The sequence below is a fragment of the Pseudomonas sp. S2_B07 genome, from assembly GCF_054668435.1.
On sequence record NZ_CP162769.1, the window covers coordinates 3515827 to 3537325 of the forward strand.

The 21499-nt window shown below is 59.8% G+C and carries 20 protein-coding genes; 10 read left to right on the forward strand and 10 right to left on the reverse strand.

Translation table 11 applies throughout. From position 1 onward, the window contains the following. Positions 1-90: 90 nt before the first annotated feature. The 3 genes from AB4N43_RS16160 to AB4N43_RS16170 form a co-directional block, all read right to left on the reverse strand. On the reverse strand, positions 91-861 hold the full coding sequence (locus tag AB4N43_RS16160; RefSeq protein ID WP_027926139.1) for a MetQ/NlpA family ABC transporter substrate-binding protein: 771 nt from the start codon (positions 859-861) through the stop codon (positions 91-93). Between the two features lie 77 nt (positions 862-938). Further along, on the reverse strand, positions 939-1613 hold the full coding sequence (locus tag AB4N43_RS16165) for a methionine ABC transporter permease (protein WP_027926140.1): 675 nt from the start codon (positions 1611-1613) through the stop codon (positions 939-941). Further along, positions 1613-2620: a methionine ABC transporter ATP-binding protein gene (locus tag AB4N43_RS16170; RefSeq protein ID WP_027926141.1), complete on the reverse strand. Its 1008-nt coding sequence runs from the start codon at positions 2618-2620 to the stop codon at positions 1613-1615. Before AB4N43_RS16170 ends, AB4N43_RS16165 begins: the two co-directional genes overlap by 1 nt. 263 nt (positions 2621-2883) lie before the next feature. Between AB4N43_RS16170 and katE the strand changes: the two genes are divergently transcribed. Then, the gene (gene katE, locus AB4N43_RS16175) at positions 2884-5022 is read left to right on the forward strand and encodes a catalase HPII (protein ID WP_027926142.1); all 2139 of its coding nucleotides are present in this window, start codon (positions 2884-2886) and stop codon (positions 5020-5022) included. Positions 5023-5115: 93 nt separating this feature from the next. On the opposite strand, the gene AB4N43_RS16180 is transcribed toward katE, so the two are convergent. From AB4N43_RS16180 to zur, 4 genes are read right to left on the reverse strand one after another with little or no spacing between them, the layout of a single operon-like run. Further along, entirely contained in the window at positions 5116-5832 is a 717-nt protein-coding gene (locus tag AB4N43_RS16180; protein WP_460151710.1) for a PA5502 family lipoprotein, read from the reverse strand. Positions 5833-5869: 37 nt separating this feature from the next. Further along, positions 5870-6658: a zinc ABC transporter permease subunit ZnuB gene (znuB, locus tag AB4N43_RS16185; protein WP_027926144.1), complete on the reverse strand. Its 789-nt coding sequence runs from the start codon at positions 6656-6658 to the stop codon at positions 5870-5872. Beyond that, a complete protein-coding gene (gene znuC, locus AB4N43_RS16190; protein ID WP_027926145.1) occupies positions 6651-7427 on the reverse strand; it encodes a zinc ABC transporter ATP-binding protein ZnuC in 777 nt (258 codons plus the stop codon). The genes znuB and znuC overlap by 8 nt, the downstream gene beginning before the upstream one ends. Further along, positions 7427-7909, reverse strand: a complete 483-nt coding sequence (gene zur, locus AB4N43_RS16195; RefSeq protein ID WP_027926146.1) for a zinc uptake transcriptional repressor Zur — start codon at positions 7907-7909, stop codon at positions 7427-7429. The genes znuC and zur overlap by 1 nt, the downstream gene beginning before the upstream one ends. Positions 7910-7975: 66 nt before the next feature. Here zur and AB4N43_RS16200 point away from each other — a divergent pair, with 66 nt between their 5' ends. Continuing rightward, complete coding sequence (locus AB4N43_RS16200) at positions 7976-8896, forward strand: zinc ABC transporter substrate-binding protein ZnuA (protein ID WP_027926147.1); 921 nt, start codon at positions 7976-7978, stop codon at positions 8894-8896. Positions 8897-8943: 47 nt separating this feature from the next. Here the strand turns inward: AB4N43_RS16200 and AB4N43_RS16205 are convergent, their stop codons facing one another. Both AB4N43_RS16205 and AB4N43_RS16210 read right to left on the reverse strand, forming a co-directional pair. Next, positions 8944-9894: a homoserine kinase gene (locus AB4N43_RS16205; protein ID WP_410921123.1), complete on the reverse strand. Its 951-nt coding sequence runs from the start codon at positions 9892-9894 to the stop codon at positions 8944-8946. Between the two features lie 57 nt (positions 9895-9951). Further along, positions 9952-10242, reverse strand: coding sequence for a DUF2782 domain-containing protein (locus tag AB4N43_RS16210; RefSeq protein ID WP_027926149.1), 291 nt, complete (start codon positions 10240-10242; stop codon positions 9952-9954). A gap of 74 nt (positions 10243-10316) precedes the next feature. On the opposite strand from AB4N43_RS16210, the gene polA reads away from it, so the two are divergent. Next, positions 10317-13088 carry a DNA polymerase I gene (polA, locus tag AB4N43_RS16215; protein ID WP_059181883.1) on the forward strand — a complete coding sequence of 924 codons (2772 nt, stop codon included), beginning with the start codon at positions 10317-10319 and terminating at the stop codon, positions 13086-13088. Between the two features lie 300 nt (positions 13089-13388). Here the strand turns inward: polA and yihA are convergent, their stop codons facing one another. After that, complete coding sequence (yihA, locus tag AB4N43_RS16220) at positions 13389-14030, reverse strand: ribosome biogenesis GTP-binding protein YihA/YsxC (RefSeq protein WP_027926151.1); 642 nt, start codon at positions 14028-14030, stop codon at positions 13389-13391. A gap of 191 nt (positions 14031-14221) precedes the next feature. Here yihA and AB4N43_RS16225 point away from each other — a divergent pair, with 191 nt between their 5' ends. The 7 genes from AB4N43_RS16225 to AB4N43_RS16255 all read left to right on the forward strand — a co-directional run bounded on the left by AB4N43_RS16225 (position 14222) and on the right by AB4N43_RS16255 (position 21493). Then, a complete protein-coding gene (locus AB4N43_RS16225; protein ID WP_027926152.1) occupies positions 14222-14512 on the forward strand; it encodes a c-type cytochrome in 291 nt (96 codons plus the stop codon). 46 nt (positions 14513-14558) lie between these two features. After that, on the forward strand, positions 14559-15170 hold the full coding sequence (locus AB4N43_RS16230) for a c-type cytochrome (protein ID WP_310262969.1): 612 nt from the start codon (positions 14559-14561) through the stop codon (positions 15168-15170). Between the two features lie 200 nt (positions 15171-15370). Beyond that, complete coding sequence (locus tag AB4N43_RS16235; RefSeq protein ID WP_027926154.1) at positions 15371-16012, forward strand: thiol:disulfide interchange protein DsbA/DsbL; 642 nt, start codon at positions 15371-15373, stop codon at positions 16010-16012. 13 nt (positions 16013-16025) lie between these two features. Further along, positions 16026-16904 (forward strand): endonuclease/exonuclease/phosphatase family protein, encoded by an 879-nt coding sequence (locus tag AB4N43_RS16240; protein ID WP_027926155.1) that lies wholly within the window; start codon positions 16026-16028, stop codon positions 16902-16904. After that, positions 16901-18922: a GGDEF domain-containing protein gene (locus tag AB4N43_RS16245; protein WP_194940529.1), complete on the forward strand. Its 2022-nt coding sequence runs from the start codon at positions 16901-16903 to the stop codon at positions 18920-18922. Before AB4N43_RS16240 ends, AB4N43_RS16245 begins: the two co-directional genes overlap by 4 nt. 102 nt (positions 18923-19024) lie before the next feature. Continuing rightward, a complete protein-coding gene (locus tag AB4N43_RS16250; RefSeq protein ID WP_460151716.1) occupies positions 19025-19804 on the forward strand; it encodes an N-acetylmuramoyl-L-alanine amidase in 780 nt (259 codons plus the stop codon). A 75-nt stretch (positions 19805-19879) separates the two neighbouring features. After that, the gene (locus tag AB4N43_RS16255) at positions 19880-21493 is read left to right on the forward strand and encodes an EAL domain-containing protein (protein ID WP_027926158.1); all 1614 of its coding nucleotides are present in this window, start codon (positions 19880-19882) and stop codon (positions 21491-21493) included. Positions 21494-21499 lie beyond the last annotated feature (6 nt).

Genomic DNA, 21499 nt, shown 5'->3' on the forward strand with positions numbered 1-21499 from the left:
CGCGGGCAAGCCCGCTCCCACAGGGGACGGTGTTTCGGACATAAAAAATGGGGCGCATTCAATGCGCCCCATTTTTGTTAAAGCTTCAGATCAGAACGCTGGCAATACCGCGCCTTTGTACTTCTCAAGAATGAAGGCTTTGACTTCCGGGCTGTGCAGCGCAGCAACCAGTTTCTTCATTGCCTCGCTGTCCTTGTCGTCCGGACGAGCCACCAGGATGTTCACGTACGGCGAGTCGCTGCCTTCGATGACCAGCGCGTCCTTGGACGGATCGAGCTTGGCTTCCAGCGCGTAGTTGGTGTTGATCAGCGCCAGGTCGACCTGGGTCAGCACGCGCGGGATGGTCGCGGCTTCCAGTTCACGGAATTTCAAGTCCTTGGAGTTCTCGGTGATGTCCTTCACGGTCGACAGGATGTTGTTCGAATCCTTCAACTTGATCAGGCCAGCCTTCGCCAGCAGCAACAGCGCACGGCCGCCGTTGGTGGCGTCGTTCGGGATCACCACGTTGGCGCCGCCCGGCAATTCGGTCAGTGCCTTGTACTTGCTGGAGTAAGCGCCCAGCGGTTCCAGGTGCACACCGGCAACGGCGACCAGGTTGGTGCCCTTGGCCTTGTTGAACTCATCGAGGTATGGCTGGTGCTGGAAGAAGTTGGCGTCCAGACGTTTTTCCGCCACCTGCACGTTCGGCTGAATGTAGTCGGTGAAGACTTTGACCTTCAGGTCCACGCCTTCTTTGGCCAGGGCCGGTTTCACGAACTCAAGGATTTCTGCGTGCGGAACCGGGGTCGCCGCGACCGTCAGGGTGTCGGCGTGGGCGGAAAAGGCTGCAACGGCAGCGAACGCGACGAGTAGTTTCTTCATTCAGCTAACTCCATATGAGGCACCCGTTTGGCGCCTGCCAGCGAATGGCCGGCTCATGACTTATTTACGAGAACTGTTTATTTTCTGGAAAAATGCACAACCAATTTGTCGCCAACGGTTTGCAGCACCTGGACCAGCACTAGCAGCAACACCACCGTCACCACCATGACGTCGGTCTGGAAACGCTGGTAGCCGAAGCGGATCGCCAGGTCACCCAGACCACCTGCGCCGACCACACCGGCCATGGCCGTGTAGGACACCAGTGTAATCGCCGTCACCGTAATCGCTGCGAAGATGCCCGGACGGGCTTCTGGCAGCAAGGCATTGGTGATGATCTGACGCGTCGTCGCACCCATCGCCTGAGTCGCTTCGATGATGCCGCGATCCACTTCACGCAACGCGGTTTCCACCAGGCGGGCGAAGAACGGCGTAGCGCCTACCACCAACGGCGGAATCGCACCAGCGACACCCAGCGACGTACCGGTGATCAGCACGGTGAACGGAATCATCACGATCAACAGAATGATGAAGGGCAGCGAACGCAGAATGTTCACCACCAGCGACAGCATCGCGTAGACGCCTTTGGCTTCCAGCAACTGACGCGGGCTGCACAGGAACAGCAGCACGCCCAGCGGCAAGCCGAGCAACACGGTGAACAACAACGAACCACCGAGCATCAGCAAGGTATCGCCGGTGGCCAGCCAGATTTCGAACCAGTCGATATTGGCAAAGAAAGCAGTCAGGGCTTCCATTAGCGCAGCACCTCCATGTGGACGTCAGCCGCGGTGAAACGGGCAAATGCCGCGTCCATGTCGCCACCGGTGACGGCCAGGGTGAGTTGCCCGTAAGGGACGTCTTTGATGCGGTCGATACGACCGGCCAGGATGCTGTAGTCCACACCGGTTTCCCGGGCGACGGTACCCAGCAACGGCGCGTAGGTCGCTTCGCCCTGGAAGGTCAGACGCACGATGCGGCCCGGCACGTGAGCAAAGTCATCGCGCTGTTCGCTTTCGTCGATCTGCTCGTCTTCCTGCACGAAGCGCTTGGTGGTTGGGTGCTTGGGATGCAGGAACACCTCGGCCACCGAACCTTGCTCGACGATTACACCGGCGTCCATGACTGCGACCTGGTCGCAAACGCGGCGGATCACGTCCATCTCGTGGGTGATCAGGACGATGGTCAGCTTCAGCTCGCGGTTGATCTCGGCCAGCAATTGCAGGACCGACGCCGTGGTCTGCGGGTCGAGGGCGCTGGTGGCTTCGTCGCACAACAGGATTTTCGGCTTGGTCGCCAGGGCGCGGGCAATGCCGACGCGCTGCTTCTGGCCACCGGACAACTGCGCCGGGTACTTTTTGGCGTGCTCGGACAACCCGACCCGCGCCAGCAACTCGGCCACGCGCAGATCGATCTCGCTGCGCGACAGCTCGCCGGCCAGGGTCAGCGGCAACGCGACGTTGTCAGCCACAGTCTTGGACGCCAGCAGGTTGAAGTGCTGGAAGATCATCCCGACTTGCTGACGGAAGCGCCGCAGGCTATTGGCGTCCAGCGCGGTGACTTCTTCGCCGTCGACGAAGATCTTGCCGCCACTGGAATTCTCCAGGCGATTGATCAGACGCAGCAGGGTACTTTTTCCCGCGCCGGAATGGCCGATCAGGCCGAAGACCTGACCGTTCTCAATCGTCAGACTGGTCGGATGCAGGGCGGGAATATCCTTACCGGCGACGCGGTAGGTTTTATGGACGTTTTGAAACTCGATCACGTAGCGAACCTTGTGGGGCGCGTTAGAAAAGGATCAGCGGTTAGCCGGGCGCGCATTTTAGCCTGTCCGTATAGAGGTTATTAGCATTTATTCCGCATTCAACCTTCGATTTGGCAATAACGCGATCAAAGGTCATAAAAAAGGAACGGCTAAAAACCGCATCAGTCACTAATAAGGCAACTCGAAAACGCCCCCGGTGCCGTGCCTGGGGAATGCACAAGAATCCTGGCTACGGCGGGAATCGCAACGAGGAGTTTAGCCTGATGAGTAACAAGAAGCCTGCCCCCGGCAAAAGCGCTCTGGCCGGTACCGATACCCTGGACCGCGGCAACACCAATACCAAGCTCGACAGCCTGGAGAAATTTCGCTCCGACGCCACCGAACAGGCCCTGCGCACCAATCAGGGCGTAAAGGTTTCGGACAATCAGAACACCCTGAAAGTCGGCGCCCGCGGGCCTTCGCTGCTGGAAGACTTCATCATGCGTGAGAAAATCACGCACTTTGACCATGAGCGCATCCCGGAACGCATCGTCCATGCCCGCGGCACCGGCGCGCACGGCTACTTCCAGACGTACGAAAACCACTCCGTGCTGACCAAGGCCGGTTTCCTGCAGGATCCGGGCAAGAAGACGCCCGTGTTCACGCGCTTTTCCACGGTACAAGGCCCACGCGGGTCAGGCGATACCGTGCGGGACGTACGAGGTTTCGCCGTGAAGTTCTTCACCGACGAAGGCAACTTCGATCTGGTGGGCAACAACATGCCGGTGTTCTTCATTCAAGACGCCATCAAATTTCCGGACTTCGTGCATGCGGTCAAACCGGAGCCACATAACGAGATTCCTACCGGCGGCTCGGCTCACGACACCTTCTGGGACTTCGTCTCTTTGGTACCGGAATCGGCGCACATGGTGATCTGGGCCATGTCCGACCGGGCCATCCCGAAAAGCTTGCGCAGCATGCAAGGCTTCGGTGTGCATACGTTTCGGCTGATCAACGCCGAAGGCAAATCGCGCTTCGTCAAATTCCACTGGCGCCCTACTGCCGGCACGTGTTCGCTGGTGTGGGATGAGGCGCAAAAGCTGGCCGGCAAAGACACCGACTTTCACCGTCGCGATCTCTGGGAAGCCATCGAGATGGGCGACTACCCGGAGTGGGAACTGGGCGTGCAGGTCATCGAAGAGGAAAACGAACACAGTTTCGACTTCGACATCCTCGACCCTACCAAGCTGATTCCCGAGGAAACCGTCCCCATCACCCCGCTGGGCAAAATGGTGCTTAACCGTAACCCGGACAACTTCTTCGCCGAAACCGAGCAGGTTGCGTTCTGCCCGGGCCATATCGTGCCGGGGATCGACTTCTCCAACGATCCGTTGCTGCAAGGTCGGCTGTTTTCCTATACCGATACGCAGATCAGCCGACTCGGCGGGCCGAACTTTCATGAAATTCCGATCAACCGGCCGGTAGCACCGTTCCATAACGGTCAGCGCGATGCGATGCACCGCACCACCATCGACAAGGGGCGGGCATCCTACGAGCCGAATTCCATTGACGGCGGCTGGCCGAAAGAAACACCGCCCGCCGCGCAGGACGGCGGTTTCGAGAGTTATCCGGAGCGCATTGATGCCAACAAGATCCGGCAGCGCAGCGAATCGTTCAGCGACCACTTCTCCCAGGCACGACTGTTCTTCCACAGCATGAGCAAGCACGAGCAGGAACACATCATCTCGGCGTACAGCTTCGAACTCGGCAAAGTTGAGCGTGAGGCCATTCGCGCGCGTGAGGTGAACGAGATCCTGGCCAATATCGATCTGGAACTGGCCAAACGCGTGGCCGCCAACCTGGGCTTGCCAGCGCCGAAAGCCGGGACGGTAGAGGTGCCAAAAATATCCCTGGAGCGCTCACCAGCCCTGAGTCAGGCGAATTTGCTGCCGGGCAATATAAAAACCCGCAAAGTGGCGATTCTTGCGGCCAACGGTGTCGATGGTGCAGCGATTGATGTGATGAAGAAGGCGCTGCAGGCCGAAGGTGCGCACGCCAAATTGCTGGGGCCTACCTCCGCACCGGTAAAAACCGCCGATGGCAAAATGTTGCCGGTGGATGCGTCGATGGAAGGTTTGCCTTCGGTGGCGTTTGATGCGGTGTTTGTGCCCGGTGGTGCGGCGTCGATCAAGGCGTTGAGCGGTGATGGTGTGGCGTTGCATTACCTGCTGGAGGCGTACAAGCACTTGAAGGCGATTGCGCTGCATGGCGAAGCGAAGCAATTGCTGGATGTATTGAAACTGCAGGTTGATGCGGGGTTGATCGTTGGGGCGGATGCGAAGTTGATCAAGCCGTTTTTTGCAGCGATCGGGCAGCATCGGGTTTGGGATCGGGAACCTAAGGCCAAGGCGATTCCGGCTTGAGGATTTGTATCAGTAGTTAGGACGCTATCGCGAGCAGGCTCACTCCTACAGGGTTTTGTGACCCATGTAGGAGTGAGCCTGCTCACGATGTTTTTAGGGTTTACGCGGACTCAGGACCATCTGCGCCGGAATGTTGCGCAGGATCTGCTTTTCCAGCTTCAGATCGAAATCCGGATCGAGCTTCTTCACCCGCTTGGTCAGCAACGTGGCCAGCCAAGGGTAATCGTCGGTGCGTGGCGCCTGAATGCTCACGTCGCACTGATAATTCACTACATCAGCGGCGATGGCATCCAGTTGACGGCGAAGTTTCGCCACATCGTTGAGATTCAACGCGACCGTGGTGCTTTCAGCGGTGGGATCAATCACCTTCGCCTGGGGTTTGGCTTCGGCGGCTTTCAGATCGGCTTCCGCTTTATCCAGCTCGGCTTTGCGGGCCGTGACGATGGCGTTATTGACCCCACCGGTCAGCGCCGGCGCTTTGGGCATCAGGACCCGGGCACGGCTCAGCGCGGTGGCGGCGGCGTTCACATCACCTTTCTGCAGCACGATCTGGCTACGGCGCAGGTAGGCCTCGGCCAGTTGCCGTTGGTACTGCTCAAGGGATTGATCGTTAGGGGACTGGGCCTGCAAGGCAGCCAGTTGATCCTCGGCAGTGGCCAGCTCATTGCTGGCGAGGCTTTGTTCCAGCTGTGCGATGGCCGTAGCTCGAGCGTCCGTGGCCTCGGTGGCCGCCGGCGGCGTGCTTTGGCAGGCGCCCAGCAGCAAGGAAAATGCGACAAGGAGCAGATAACGTGAGGCGAACGGCTTCATTCCTGCGACTCTCTATTTGCGCAAAAAACGAGCAAGTCTACACCCCTCGACGGGGCAGGACAAAACTCAGCAGAAACAGTGCGGCCGCCGTCACAACAATCGAGGGGCCCGCCGGTGTGTCCTTGAACCACGACAGTGCCAGCCCGCCACAGACCGCGAGCATGCCCAGCAGGCTCGCGCCCAGTGCCATCTGCTCCGGTGACCGGGCGTGACGTTGTGCCGCAGCCGCAGGGATGATCAACAGCGAGGTAATCAGCAAAACGCCGACGATTTTCATCGCCACCGCGATCACCACGGCGATCAGCAGCATCAGCGCCAGGCGCAACGACGCCACCGGCAACCCTTCGACCTTGGCCAACTCTTCATGGACGGTGATGGCCAGCAACGGCCGCCACAACGTCACTAACAGCGCCAGTACCGCCGCGCTGCCGCCGAGGATCCAGGCCAGATCGGTCGGACTGATCGCCAGCAAGTCGCCGAACAGATACGCCATCAGGTCGATCCGCACTTCGTGCATGAAGCTTAGTACCACCAGGCCCAGAGAGAGCGTGCTCGGTGCGAGAATTCCCAAAAGGGTGTCAGACGCCAGCGGCTGGCGTTGTTGCAAGGTCACCAGCAGCACCGCCAACAGCAAGCAGCCCACGGTCACCGCCACGGTCGGGCTAACGTCCAGCAAGAACCCCAGCGCTACGCCGAGCAACGCCGCGTGAGACAAGGTGTCGCCGAAATAAGCCATGCGTCGCCAGACCACGAACGATCCCAGCGGGCCCGCCACCAGCGCCAAAGCCAAACCTGCAAGCAGGGCGTAGAGCAGAAAATCAGCCATGCTTGCAGCTATCTCCGTGAACGTGGGGTTGAGCCGCCGTGACGACCGAGCCATGCAAGTCATGGGCGTGATCGTGGTGGTGGTGATAAATCGCCAGGCTTTGGGCGTTCTTGCCGAACAGCTCGACGAAGGCCGGATCGCCGCTGACTTGCTCAGGATGGCCGGAGCAGCAAACGTGGCGATTGAGACAAACCACCTGGTCGGTGGTGCTCATCACCAGGTGCAGATCGTGGGAAACCATCAGCACGCCGCAGCCGTGACGGTCGCGCAGTCGTGTAATCAGGCTATAGAGCTCGGCCTGGCCGGCGACGTCGACGCCTTGCACCGGCTCGTCGAGCACCAACAGTTCCGGCTCGCGCAGCAGTGCCCGTGCCAGCAGCACCCGCTGCATTTCACCACCGGAAACGCTTTGCACCGGGCTGTCGATCACCTGCTCGGCACCGACTTCCTTGAGCGCAGACAACGCCATGGCACGGTCCACGCCCGGCACCAGCCGCAAGAAGCGCAGCACCGAGAGCGGCAGCGTCGGGTCGACGTGAAGTTTTTGCGGCATGTAACCCACACGCAGCTTCGGCTTGCGCCAAACCGTGCCGCTGTCCGGTTTCAACAGGCCGAGCACCGCGCGCACCAGTGTGGTCTTGCCGGCGCCATTCGGGCCGATCAGGGTGACGATCTGCCCCGGCTCGACGCTCAATTCGATGTTATCCAGCACGGATTGCCCGGCAAACGTGACGGCAACCTGCTCGAGGCGGATCAGCGCGTTGCTCATCAAGCCCCCTGGCAGCCCGAGCAGAGACCGACCACTTCAACGGTCTGGCCTTCGACGATAAATCCAACCTCCTTGGCGCTGCCAACGATGGCGTCGCTGATGGATTTCTGTTCGAGCTCAATGGCGGCGTGGCATTCGCGGCAAATCAGGAACTGCCCTTGATGGGCATGGCCTGGATGATTGCAGCCGACGAAGGCGTTCAGGGAGGAGATGCGGTGCACGAGGCCGTTTTCCAGGAGAAAATCCAGCGCGCGGTACACGGTGGGCGGCGCGGCACGACGGCCATCCTGCTCACTGAGCACCGCGAGAATGTCGTAGGCACCCAGCGGTTTGTGGCTTTGCCACACCAGTTCCAGCACCCGCCGGCGCAACGCAGTCAGGCGCAGACCCTGACGTGCGCACAGGACATCGGCCTCAGACAGAGCGCTATGCACGCAATGAGAGTGGTCGTGGGGACGGCTGGCAATCGGTGTTTTAGGCATGAGCGGCGACGAGTTTTGTGAGAGACGTTATTATGTTACCCGTTCTCGCCTCTTCGAGTGGTCATCGTGTCCCGACTTTTTTCTATCTTTGTCGCATTTGTCGCCAGTTTTCTGCTGATCGGTTCGGCACACGCCGAGGTCAAAGTCCTCACCAGCATCAAGCCCCTGCAGTTGATTGCCGCTGCGGTGCAGGACGGCGTGGCGATTCCGGAAGTGTTGCTGCCGCCGGGCGCTTCGCCCCATAACTATGCCTTGCGCCCTTCCGACGTACGGAAGGTGCAATCGGTCGATCTGTTGTACTGGATCGGGCCGGACATGGAAGGTTTCCTGCCGCGCGTGCTGAATGGTCGGACGCTGCCGAGCGTTGCGGTGCAGGATTTGCCGGGGCTGACATTGCGTCGCTTCGCCGAAGACAGTCACTCCCACGCGGAAGAAGCCGATGAGCATGACCACGATCACCGTCCTGGCAGCCTGGACGCGCATTTGTGGTTGTCACCGGTCAATGCCCGGGTGATCGCCGCCAAGATGGCCGCCGACCTGAGTGCGGCGGATCCAGCCAACGCGGCGCGTTATCAGAGCAACCTCAAGGCGTTCGACGAGCGGTTGGATGCCTTGGACCTGCGCCTGAAGGCACGGCTCGCCGGGATCGCGGGCAAGCCGTATTTCGTGTTCCATGAAGCGTTCGACTATTTTGAAGACGCTTATGGCTTGAAGCACACAGGCGTATTCAGCGTTGCGGCCGAAGTCCAGCCGGGTGCCCAACACGTCGCAACGATGCGCACGCGGTTGCAGGAAGTTGGCAAGACCTGCGTATTCAGCGAACCGCCGTTGCGTCCGCGCCTGGCAGAGACGCTGGTCGCGGGTTTGCCGGTGAAACTGGCGGAACTGGATGCGTTGGGTGGGTACACGCCAGCGACTGCTCAGGGGTATGAGCAGGTGCTGGAGAAGCTGGGGAATGATTTGGCGGGGTGTCTGGAGTCGTTGTAACCAACACAGAACCTCTGTGGCGAGGGGGCTTGCCCCCTGGTCACAATTTAAAGGGCAAACGGCAGCGGTGTGCTGACCTTCTGCCGCTGTGCCAACCGCAGCTGAAATTCCATCGGGTCGTGAATTAACACGTCCTGCCCGGCGAACGATTCCGCCGCGATCAACCGCGATAACCAGAACCGCACGCACGCCACGCGCAGCATCGTCGGCCACAGCTCGGCTTCAGCCGCCGTGAACGGACGCAACGCCGCATAAGCCCCCAGCAATGCCCGCGCCCGCGGCCCATCGATCAAACCGTCATCGTCCGAACACCAGTCGTTCAAGGCAATCGCCACGTCGTAGAGCATCGGCCCCGAGCAGGCGTTGTAGAAGTCGATCAACCCGGTCAGGTGGGTGCCTTCGAACATCGCGTTATCGCGGAACAGGTCGGCGTGGATATTGGCCCGCGGCAGCGCCAGGATTTTTGCCTTCTGCTCGGCGATTTCATCCAGCGCCCGTTTCAGCAGATCGCTTTGTTCGGCGTTCAGGTGCGAAAGAAACTGCGTGCCCTCCTCCAGCATCCAGTCCAGACCACGATCGGTTTTGCGCTTGATCATGTTGGCCTGGGTCGCCAGATGCAGGTGCGCAAGCAACTCGCCGACCTGCGCGCAGTGCTGCGCATTGGCCTGCTTGATGTGCTTGCCGGCCAATCGCGGTTGCAACAGGGCAGGCTTGCCGGCCAGTTCGCGCAGGGCCACGCCGTCGGTGGTGCGCAGCGCGTAAGGCACCGGCAAATCGGCCTCGTGCAGAACGTCGAGCAGTTCAATGAAGAACGGCATTTCACCGACCGGACCGCGCTCGACCAAGGTCAGGACGAATTCGCCCTGCTCCAGGCTGATGAAAAAATTGGTGTTTTCGCTACCGGCAGCAATCCCCTGGAAATCGAGCAGGCGGCCGAGGCCATAAGGGGCGAGAAAAGCTTCCAGCTCGGGCCGAGCCAGGGGGGTGAACACAGACATGTTTAAACTGCCAGTACGGGCGCCGCTTGTGAGCCGACGCCGATTGAAATTAAGAAACTACTTCCAGGTGAAAATTTCCCACGCCGGAATCAGCATATCCGGCTGATCCGAGCGGATGTAGTTTGCCTCTGTACCATCGGCGCGTACGAGGAAATACGGCTTGCCGCCTTTGGGCGTGACTTTGATGGCATACAGAAAACCATTTTGACGGTACTCCTGAATGACCTTGTCCCCTTCCGTGCGGATCGTCACTTGCGGTTCCTGTTTCGAAACATCGTCCGCCGCCATGGCGGCCAATGGAACAGTTGCAAACAAGCCAGCCAGCAACAGGCGATTTAGTGTGCGCATGATAACCTTGTCCCTTTGTCGTCAACGGTCCCGCTATTCTAGCGCCGGACCCGCCGAAAAGGTTGATCCTGCTCATGAGCCAAGCCCCCCTCGTCCTGGTGGACGGTTCTTCTTACCTGTACCGCGCCTTTCACGCCCTGCCGCCGCTGACCACTTCCAAAGGTTTGCCGACCGGTGCGGTCAAAGGTGTGCTGAATATGCTCAAGAGTCTGCGCAAGCAGTACCCGGACAGTCCGTTTGCCGTGGTGTTCGACGCCAAAGGCGGGACGTTCCGCGACGAGATGTTCGCCGAGTACAAGGCCAACCGCCCAAGCATGCCCGACGACATGCGCGTGCAAATCGAGCCGCTGCACCAGAGCGTGATCGCTTTGGGCTTCCCGCTGCTGTGCGTCGAAGGCGTCGAGGCCGATGACGTGATCGGCACCCTGGCCCGCAGCAGCGCGGCGGCGGATCGCCCGGTAATCATCTCCACCGGCGACAAGGACATGGCGCAACTGGTCGACGGCCACATTACCTTGGTCAATACCATGACCGGTAGCAGCATGGACGTGGAGGGCGTGAAGGAGAAATTCGGGGTCGCTCCCGAGCAGATCATCGATTATCTGGCCCTCATGGGCGACTCTTCCGACAACATCCCGGGCGTTCCGGGTATTGGCCCGAAGACCGCTTCGGGCCTGCTGGTGGGCGTGAATGGCGGCCTGACCGAGTTGTATGCACAGCTCGACATCGTCCCGACCCTGCCGATTCGCGGCGCGAAAACCTTGCCGGCCAAGCTTGAAGAGCACAGGGAGATGGCTTTCCTCTCCTATCAACTGGCGACCATCAAGATCGACGTGCCGCTGGACATCGGTCTCGATGACCTGCAAATGGGCAAACCGGACCACGACAAGCTCGCCGAGTTGTACACCCTGCTGGAGTTCAAGAGCTGGTTCGAAGACAACCAGCGCGACGCCAAGCGTTCCGGGCAGGAAGTCACCGCGCCGGTAGCTGAAGAAGTCGCCACCGAGACTGAACTCAACTACACAACCATCCTCACCCAAGCTGAATTCGACCTGTGGCTGAAGAAACTCAACGACGCCAAGCTGATCGCCTTCGACACCGAAACCACCGGCATTGATGCGCAGCAGGCGCAATTGGTCGGCCTGTCTTTCGCTGTACAAGCCAACGAAGCGGCCTACATCCCGCTGACCCATTCCTACATGGGCGTGCCGGATCAGCTGGACCGTGACACCGTCCTTCGTGCGCTGAAGCCGATTCTGGAAGACCCGAACAAGCTCAAGGTTGGCCAGCACGCCAAGTTCGACATGAATATCCTGGCCAACTGCGCCATCGGCGGTGACCAGAGCTGCGGCATCACCGTGCAGGGCATCGCTTTCGACACCATGCTCGAATCCTACGTGCTGGATTCCACGGCAACCCGTCACGACATGGACAGCCTGGCGCTCAAGTACCTGAATCACACCACCACCAGCTTCCAGGACATCGCCGGCAAGGGCGCCAAGCAGCTGACTTTTGACCAGATCTCTCTGGAACTGGCCGGGCCTTACGCCGCCGAAGACGCCGACGTGACCCTGCGCCTGCACCAAACCCTGCAGGAAAAACTCAATGCCATCCCGAGCCTGAGCAAAGTCCTGAGCGAAATCGAAATGCCGCTGGTACCGGTCCTGGCGCGGATCGAGCGCCAGGGTGCGCTGGTCGACGCCAATCTGCTGGGCATTCAGAGCGTGGAACTGGGCGAGAAGATGGTCGCGCTCGAGCGTGAGGCGTTCGCCATCGCTGGCGAAGAATTCAACCTCGGCTCACCCAAGCAATTGGGCGTGATCCTGTACGAAAAACTCGGACTGCCGGTGCTCAGCAAAACGGCCAAGGGCCAGGCCTCCACCGCCGAAGCCGTGCTGGCGGAATTGGCCGAACAGGATTTCCCGCTGCCTAAAGTGCTGATGCAGTACCGCTCGATGAGCAAGCTGAAAAGCACCTACACCGATCGGCTGCCGGAACAGATCAATCCGCGCACAGGGCGGATTCACACCTCCTACCATCAGGCTGTCGCGGCGACCGGGCGTTTGTCGTCCAGTGATCCGAACCTGCAGAACATTCCGATCCGCACCGCCGAAGGCCGGCGCATTCGTCAGGCGTTTGTTGCCCCCACAGGCTACAAATTGCTGGCGGCGGACTACTCGCAGATCGAACTGCGGATCATGGCCCACCTGGCCAAGGACGAAGGTTTGTTGCATGCGTTCCGCAATGATCTGGACGTGCACAAGGCCACCGCCGCTGAAGTTTTCGGCGTGGAACTGGCGGACGTCACCACCGATCAGCGCCGCAGCGCCAAGGCGATCAACTTCGGCTTGATCTACGGCATGAGCGCGTTTGGCCTGGCCAAGCAGATCGGCGTGGATCGCAAACAGTCTCAGGCCTACATCGACCGTTATTTCGCCCGCTATCCGGGCGTGCTGCAATACATGGAGCGCACGCGCGCCCAGGCGGCCGAGCAAGGTTTCGTTGAAACGATCTTCGGTCGTCGCTTGTACCTGCCGGAAATCAACGCGAAAAACCCGGCCCTGCGCAAAGGTGCCGAGCGCACGGCGATCAACGCCCCGATGCAAGGCACGGCGGCGGACATCATCAAGAAAGCCATGGTGGCGGTGGATAACTGGCTGACCTCGTCAGGTCTCGACGCCAAAGTCATCCTGCAGGTGCACGATGAATTGGTGCTTGAGGTGCGTGAGGATCTGGTCGATCAGGTTCGCGAAGAAATTCGTATCCACATGAGTGATGCGGCGAAGCTGGACGTACCGCTTCTGGTGGAGGTTGGGGTCGGGAATAACTGGGATGAGGCTCACTGAGCCGTCTGAACAGTCGTTTTCTGCTGCGGCATAGTGCCGCGGCAGAAAATCAGGGAGCAGCATTATGTCGAAAAATGCTTGGGCTTATTTCCAATGGATTTGGAACTTCCTCGGAACTAATCCCGTCAACCGCCACTCAGAGTTACTGAATGGCTGGTGAAGCCCTTCGATGCTCCTATGTTGTGTTAAGTGTTGGCAGATATCTGGACCCCGCCCTAGCGGTCCGGAACTTGGACCCCGGAACTTCCCCCTCCCCATAGAAGTCCGGGGTTTTTTTTGCCCGCGATTTGCCTCAACGCCTTACTCGGCGGCCTCGGAACCCTTGTCCGCCAGCTCCATCCAGCCCGCCAGTACAGTGTAGGCGTCTTCCAGACCCAGGCGTTTTGGCGCCGAGAACAACTGGATACTGACCGCATCCCCCCAGCCCTTGCGGATATCGGCCTGAACCTTCAGCAGGACGTTTTTCGCTGCGCCGTACGTCAGCTTGTCGGCTTTGGTCAGCAAAATATGCATCGGCATACCGGCGGCGACGGCCCAATCGAGCATCAGCAGGTCGAAGTCGGTCATTGGATGACGGATGTCCATCATCAAGATCAGACCTTTCAAACTCTCGCGACCGCCCAGGTACGCTTCCAGGTGACGCTGCCAGTGCAGCTTCAACGGAATGGGTACTTTTGCGTAACCGTACCCCGGAAGGTCGACCAGACGACGATCATCGTCTAGCTTGAAGAAGTTCAAGAGCTGCGTGCGCCCCGGAGTTTTCGAGGTTCGCGCAAGACTGGCGTGCGTCAGGGTGTTCAGCGCACTGGACTTGCCGGCGTTGGAACGGCCCGCGAAGGCCACTTCAAAGCCTTCATCGTCCGGGCATTGGTCGACTTTGGCAGCGCTGAGCATGAAGGTGGACTGTTGGCACAGGCCGAGGATGGGATTCTTGAGTTGCATGGGATTTCCGATGTGGGCGGCGCCGGGAATGGACGCGGCAAGCGGTGTCGTTTCCGTTTCAGTGACGCCAGTATATAATGCCGCAGATTTTGTGTGCGCTTTGTCCCAGCGTAGGATGAAGTTCACGAGAGCGATTGACCTTGATTGCGCATTAGAACGCAGAACGCTCTCAACCCTGAAAAGGTCGTTTTATGACGAAATGGCTGCTAGCTGCCGGTGTCTTGATACCGCTTTACAGCGCTCAGGCTACACAGGATCCGGAAGCTGTGTACAACCGTGTTTGTGGTGCCTGTCATTCCGGCCAACTACCCATGGCGCCTCAAAAGGGCGATCAGGAAGCTTGGACGCCGAGGTTGGCGAAAGGTATGGAGACGCTGGTGCAACACGTGACCCAGGGTTTCAAGGCGATGCCGCCGCGTGGTTTGTGCATGGACTGCAGTGCCGAGGATTACCAGGCCATCATCCACTGGATGAGCGAGTGATCCCGGTCCATAACTCTTTAACCCTTAGCCGTAGTTGGATTAGCTGATGAACAAATTGATCGTGAGTCTGCTGTTGACCGTGGGGATCTCCGGCATTGCCCATGCTGCAGGTGATGCGACTGCTGGTCAGGCGAAAGCCGCAGTATGTGGCGCCTGTCATGGCCCGGATGGCAACAGCATGGCGCCTAACTTTCCGAAGCTGGCGGGTCAGGGTGAACGCTACCTGACCAAGCAATTGCACGACATCAAGTCGGGCAAGCGCACCGTTCTGGAAATGACCGGCCTGCTGACCAACCTGAGTGACCAGGACCTGGCTGATATCGCAGCCTACTTCGCCAAGCAGAACGGCAGTGTGGGCGCCGCCGACCCTAAAATCGTGGCTCGCGGTGAGGCACTGTTCCGTGGCGGTGATCTGACCAAAGGCTTGCCAGCCTGCACCGGTTGCCACTCGCCAAATGGCGCAGGCAACGTTGCTGCCGGCTTCCCTCACCTGGGCGGCCAGCACGCTCAATATGTCGCCAAGCAGCTGACCGATTTCCGCAAGGAAGAAGGCGGACGCACCAACGATGGCGATGCCAAAACCATGCAAACCATCGCCAAACGACTGAGCGACGAAGATATCGCCGCCGTGTCCAGCTACATTCAAGGCCTGCACTAAGTCCGGTTGATCGAGCGTTGCGAGCGATGAACATCTCCTGCAACGTTAACGCTCGATTAATCCGTCGCAGCAAGTATAAAAAGGGTGGCTTTGGCCGCCCTTTTTTGTGGCCGCTGCCGTTACACTACAGAACTCAAGCCCGCCAGGACCTGTCTGAAAACAGGTCGCGCGAGGCGACCCAAATTGTCCAGGAGTAAAGCATGCGTAATCTGATCATCAGCGCCGCACTCGTCGCTGCCAGCCTGTTCGGCATGACTGCCCAAGCCGCCGAAGCACCCGCCGCCCCTTATGTCGAACTGACCAATCCGGTTCCGGTTGCCGTGCCTGGCAAGATCGAAGTCGTGGAGCTGTTCTGGTATGGCTGCCCGCATTGCTACGCTTTTGAGCCCGTGATCAATCCTTGGGTCGAGAAGCTGCCTTCCGACGTCAACTTCGTGCGCATTCCGGCCATGTTCGGCGGCCCTTGGGACGCACACGGCCAGATGTTCCTGACCCTGGAAGCCATGGGCGTCGAGCACAAGGTTCACGCCGCCGTTTTCGAAGCGATCCAGAAAGAACACAAGAAACTGGTCACTCCAGAAGAAATGGCCGAGTTCCTGGCCACTAAGGGCGTCGATAAAGACAAGTTCCTGGCCACCTTCAACTCCTTCGCCATCAAGGGCAAAATCGTCCAGGCCAAAGAGCTGGCCAAGAAGTATGAAATTTCTGGCGTACCAACCATGATCGTCAACGGTAAATACCGTTTTGACGTGGGTTCTGCCGGCGGTGCCGATAAAGCGCTGGAATTGGCCGACAAACTCGTCAACAAAGAGCGAGCGGCTAACAAGGCTGCCGCCAACTAAGCGAAGCACTGCCATGCGCCGCTGGGGAACTGAACGCGTTGTTGGCCTGCATGATCCACGGGTCAACGAACATCACCTGGAGTCCACGGGCCTGCCCGCAGACAGTCGTCTGCGCTTGCTCAGTTTTAATATTCAGGTCGGCATCAGTACCGAGCGGTATCGGCACTACCTGACCCGGGGCTGGCAACATTTGTTGCCGCACACCGGGCGTGCCGACAATCTGCAAAAAATCGGCAACCTGCTGGGCGACTTCGACCTGGTCGCCCTGCAAGAAGCCGATGGCGGCAGCCTGCGCTCAGGCTACGTCAATCAAGTCGAGCACCTGGCGCAGCTCGGTGCCTTCCCCTACTGGTATCAACAACTCAACCGCAACCTCGGACGACTCGGCCAGCACAGCAATGGTGTGCTCAGCCGCTTGCGCCCGTGGGCGATTGAAGACCACCCGCTGCCGGGGCCCAAGGGTCGCGGGGCCATTCTGGTGCGCTTTGGCGAAGGTCCGGAGGCGCTGGTGGTGGTCATGATGCATCTGGCGCTCGGCGCTCGCGTGCGCAGCCTGCAACTGGCCTACATCCGCGAATTGATCGGCGGCTATAAACACCAGGTGCTGATGGGCGACATGAACACCCATGCCAGTGACCTGCTGCAAAACTCCCCGTTGCGTGACCTCGGCCTGCTCGCGCCGCAACTGGAAGCGACCTTTCCCAGCTGGCGCCCGCAACGCTGCCTTGACCACATTCTGCTAAGCCCGACACTGACCCTCGAAAAGGTCGAAGTGCTGGCACAGCCCATTTCCGATCACCTGCCGGTCGCGGTAGAGATTCGTCTGCCGGGTTCGCTCACGGCTGATGCATTGCCCGCGTTGAGTCCTGCCCTTCGCGGATCCCATGAATGAGCGACGAAACACAGCGCTGGAAAGAGAAATACCTCAAAAGCATCGAACAACAGGAAAAGCTTGAGCGTCGCTGGGATGCTCGGCTCGACCTGCTGCGCCGTGGGCTGGTGCGCAGCACGCTGGCGGCGGAGGGCACTGACCGCGCTGTCGACCAATGCATGAAAGAGATGCGCGAAGTCGTGCGCACCGATGACATGGACGCCGGCTTGGCCGCCCTGCTGCCGCGACTCGAAAAAGCCGTGCTCGATTCCGAGCAGCGCCGGGAAACCCGAGTCAACCAGACCAGCGCCGCACTGACCGCGCTGGTCGCGCAACTGCAATCGCTGCCGCTGCCCCGGGAAGTCAGCCGACCGCTCAAGAGCTTCGCCAAAAAGCTCGATGGACGAGTCAGTCAGGCCCGCGAGATGCCACTTCTGCTCAGCGAACTGAGTGGCCTGCAAGGCAAAGCCTTGAGGCAATTGGAGAACCCCGCCGAACCTGACCGGCCCGGTTTTCTGCAGAGATTGTTCGGTAGCCACGAAGCGGATGAAGAAGTGCCGCAAGTCGTCGCACCTGCCGTTCACGCACCGGCTGTGCAGGCTGAAGAGCGGGTTGTCGAGATGGCGCACGCCGGTGACGCCGATGATGCAGATGAGGAGGACCTGCCGCCAGTCGCACCGCCAGCGGTGCACAGCGTCCACCCCACGGTGACTACCCCGGAGCCTCAAGAGACTCCCGCACCGGAGCCCGCTGCGGAGGTGGTCGCGTTTGTCCCGCCTGTTCTTCAGCCCGACATCGCGCCCGCGCCTGAATCGCCAACACCCTCGAACAGTGAACGACTGGAAGAGCCCGCCCTTCCCCTTCCAGCGCCAGCCATTCAGGTTCAACCAGCCATCAATCCCGATGAACTGACCCGGGCATTGACGACTGACGATCCGGAACAAACCGAACACGAGGACATCTTCTACGCCTTGCCCGATTCACCGGAGCCGTCCTATAGCTCCGTCGCCAGGCACATCGAAGACACCCTGCTGGGACTGCTCGACGACCTGACGCTGCCGGAACGCTACCGTCCGCAAGCCGAAGCGATGCGCGACCGCCTTCAACATGGCCTGAATTGGTACGAACTGATCCCGATCCTCGACGATCTGGCAACGTTGATGCTGGCGATCAACGACAGCGGCCAGCACGAATTCGAAGTCTATTTACAACAACTCAACGAACGCCTGGAGTCTTTCCAGAGTAATTTGCAGGCGGCCAGCGAAGGGCACGCCGACAACCGTTCTGCGGCGCGCCAGATGGACACGCAGATCCGCGAACAAGTCGACGGCTTGCACAGCAGCATGCAGGAAGCGGCAGACCTGGACGACCTGAAGCGGGTCCTGGAAAACCATCTTGAAGGCCTGCTCGGCACCATGGATCGCCACCAGAAGCAGCGCGACGAGCGCGAACAGGAAGTGGCGACGCGGCTGCACAGCCTGGCTGAACGGGTGGCGCACATGGAGCAAGAAGCGCAAGGCTATCGTGAGCACCTAGAAGAGCAACGCCAAAAAGCCCTGATTGATCCGCTCACCGGCCTGCCCAATCGCGCCGCCTGGAGCGAACGCCTGGATCACGAAATCGGTCAGTGGCAACAGCACGGCAATACCCTGTTGCTGGCCATGCTGGATCTCGATCACTTCAAAAGCATCAACGACAACTACGGCCACCTGGCAGGCGACAAGGTGCTGAAGATCATCGCCAACGTGTTGCGCAAGCGCCTGCGCGGGACGGATTTCATCGCACGATTTGGCGGTGAGGAATTTGTACTCCTGATGCCCGGTACAGCGCCGGCAGTCGGTGCAAAGCTGCTGGAAACTTTGCGCGCCGCGATCGAAGCCTGCCCTTTCCACTTCAAAGGTGAGCGGGTCACCATCACTATTTCCATGGGCCTGACGACGCTCAAGCCTGGCGAACATAGCGATGTGGCGCTGAAAAGAGCTGATCAAGCACTGTATCGCGCCAAAAACGCCGGACGTAATCGGGTGGAGACTGGCTGACGTCCAATTGTTCCATTTTGTTTAAAACCGTGCTTTTGCCGTCGGCACGCAAGGCAGTACGTTACACTGTTGCATTACTGTCTTGTGTGTACGTCTACTGCCATGAAATATCTCGCTCTCATTGTGTTGCTGTTGCTGTTGGCCGCTTGTTCCAGCGGCCCGCGTATCGACACCAGCCACCCTTCGGCCAACTACGACAGCCGCATCCAGTTCGTGGTGGTGCATTACACCAATGCCTCGCTGGAGCGCTCGCTTCAACTGCTGACCCACGGCGAAGTCAGCAGTCACTACCTGATCGGCGACGACAAGGGCGCCACTATCTATAAGCTGATGGACGAGAATTTTCGCGCCTGGCACGCGGGCGAAAGCGAATGGCAAGGCCGGACCTGGCTAAACTCCAGCTCCATCGGTATCGAGATCGTCAACCCGGGCTTCAAAGACACCCCCACCGGGCGCCTCTGGTATCCCTACAGCGAAGACCAGATCAACTCGTTGATCGTCCTGCTCAAGGACATCAGCAAGCGTTACAACATCAATCCCCACGCCATCATCGGCCATAGCGATATCGCGCCGCTGCGCAAACTCGATCCCGGTCCGCTGTTCCCCTGGAAACGCCTGGCTGCCGAAGGCCTGGGTGTCTGGCCCAACGAGCAGGCCGTGGCGCGCCAGCAAGCCCAGTTCGCGATACAACTGCCAAGCATCAGCTGGTTCCAGGGGCAACTGGCCAGGCTGGGTTATGCCACACCACAAACCGGTGAACTGGACGTAGCGACGCGTCATGTGTTGGCGGCTTTTCAGATGCATTTCCGCCCTTCCCGCTTCGACGGCACGCCTGACGCCGAATCCGCTGCGATCCTGCAGGTCCTGAATCAGACAAAATAATGGCGCCCGTCCGAAGGTAAGAGCTTTTTCCCAATCAGCAGCTATAACTCATTGGTAATTCTTCGGATATCAATAATGGCTGCCGCACGAGAGACACTCCGTAGCTGGTTTTATCGCCCATGGTTTCTGGCGATACTGGCTGCTGCCCTCAGCGCAACTATCTTGATGGCCGGCAGCCTGTTTGTGGCGATGCATCAGGTTGAACAGAATGAAAGCGAAGAAATGAATGCTCAGGGTGAGCGCTTCCTTGCCCGCCTGGAGCAATTGTTCGGGCAACTGCGCGAAAGCCTCGATGACCTGGAAGCCCAGCCGCTTCGAGGCTGCGATGCAGAGATGATCGCCACTTTGCAACAGGTCAGCTTCAACTACCGCTTCGTCTACGAAGCGGCCTACATTGATTCATCCCGCCTGTGCTCCAACCGTCCTCGCCAGGAAGGGCTTTCGCTGCTGCGCCCTCCCGACATCCGGGGCCCCACCTACAGCTACTGGCTGAACACCACCACCGAACCCGATGAAAACCGTGCCGCGCTGATGCTCGGCAGAGGCAACTTTCGGGTGGCGACGTCTCGCGGGCATTTGACGGACATGGTCGACCTGACGCCCGGAAGCAGCCTGCTGGTGGTGCTGGACCACGGCACTCGCGCCATTCCCGTATTGGGTGCTGCCCAAGTCTGGCCACCGACGGAATCCTGGGCTCCCAAAAGCCGCGACGCATTGCAAGTCACGCAAACCCGCCTGATTTACCGCATGCCGACCAACAACCCTGAATACCAATTGGTATTGATCACACCACGCACAGGCATCCACGTGCCGGCGGTGTGGTGGTGGCTCCTTCCCGCCAGCCTGGTACTCGGGATCATTGTCGGCTTCCTGGTGTTTCTGCTGGTGCGCCAGCGTCAGTCGCTGGATGCCGAATTGCATGGCGCCATACGCCGGGGTGAGCTGCAGGTGTTGTATCAACCGATCTTCGATCTCGACAGCCGCAACTGCGTCGGTGCCGAGGCGTTGCTGCGCTGGCGAAGGCCTGATGGCACGCTGACCAGCCCGGACCTGTTTATTCCAATGGCGGAAAATACCGGCCAGATCCGCCAGATGACCGATTTCGTCCTGCAGCGCCTGCTCGAACAATTGGGACAACTGCTGCGCGCCAACCCGCAACTGTACATCTCGGTCAACCTGGCAGCGTGTGATGTGATGGTGCCCCGAATCGGCCAGGTGATGGCCCGCCTGCTGACGTTGCACCGTGTCGCGGCCAAGCAGATCGCCTTCGAGGTGACCGAACGGGGATTGATCGATGTGGTGGTGGCCAGGGAAAACCTGCAAGCGTTGCGCGATGTCGGGCATCAAGTGCTGATCGATGACTTTGGCACCGGCTATTGCAGCCTCGCCTACCTGCAAACCCTGCCCGTGGACTGCCTGAAGATCGACAAGGCATTCATCGACGCACTGGGTCATGACGCCGCCAGCAGTGGCGTGGCACCGCACATCATCCACATGGCGCAAGCGCTGCAACTCAAAGTGATTGCCGAGGGCATCGAGCATGAAGCGCAGGCGGCGTTTCTAAGCAGCGAAGGCGTGAAATTCGGTCAAGGCTGGTTGTTCGCTCATGCCTTGAGCTCCGTGCAGTTCATCGAACTGATTACCCGCGGCCGGCGAATGAAAGGCCGGCGCCTGGATGACGAGGCGTGAAAGCGC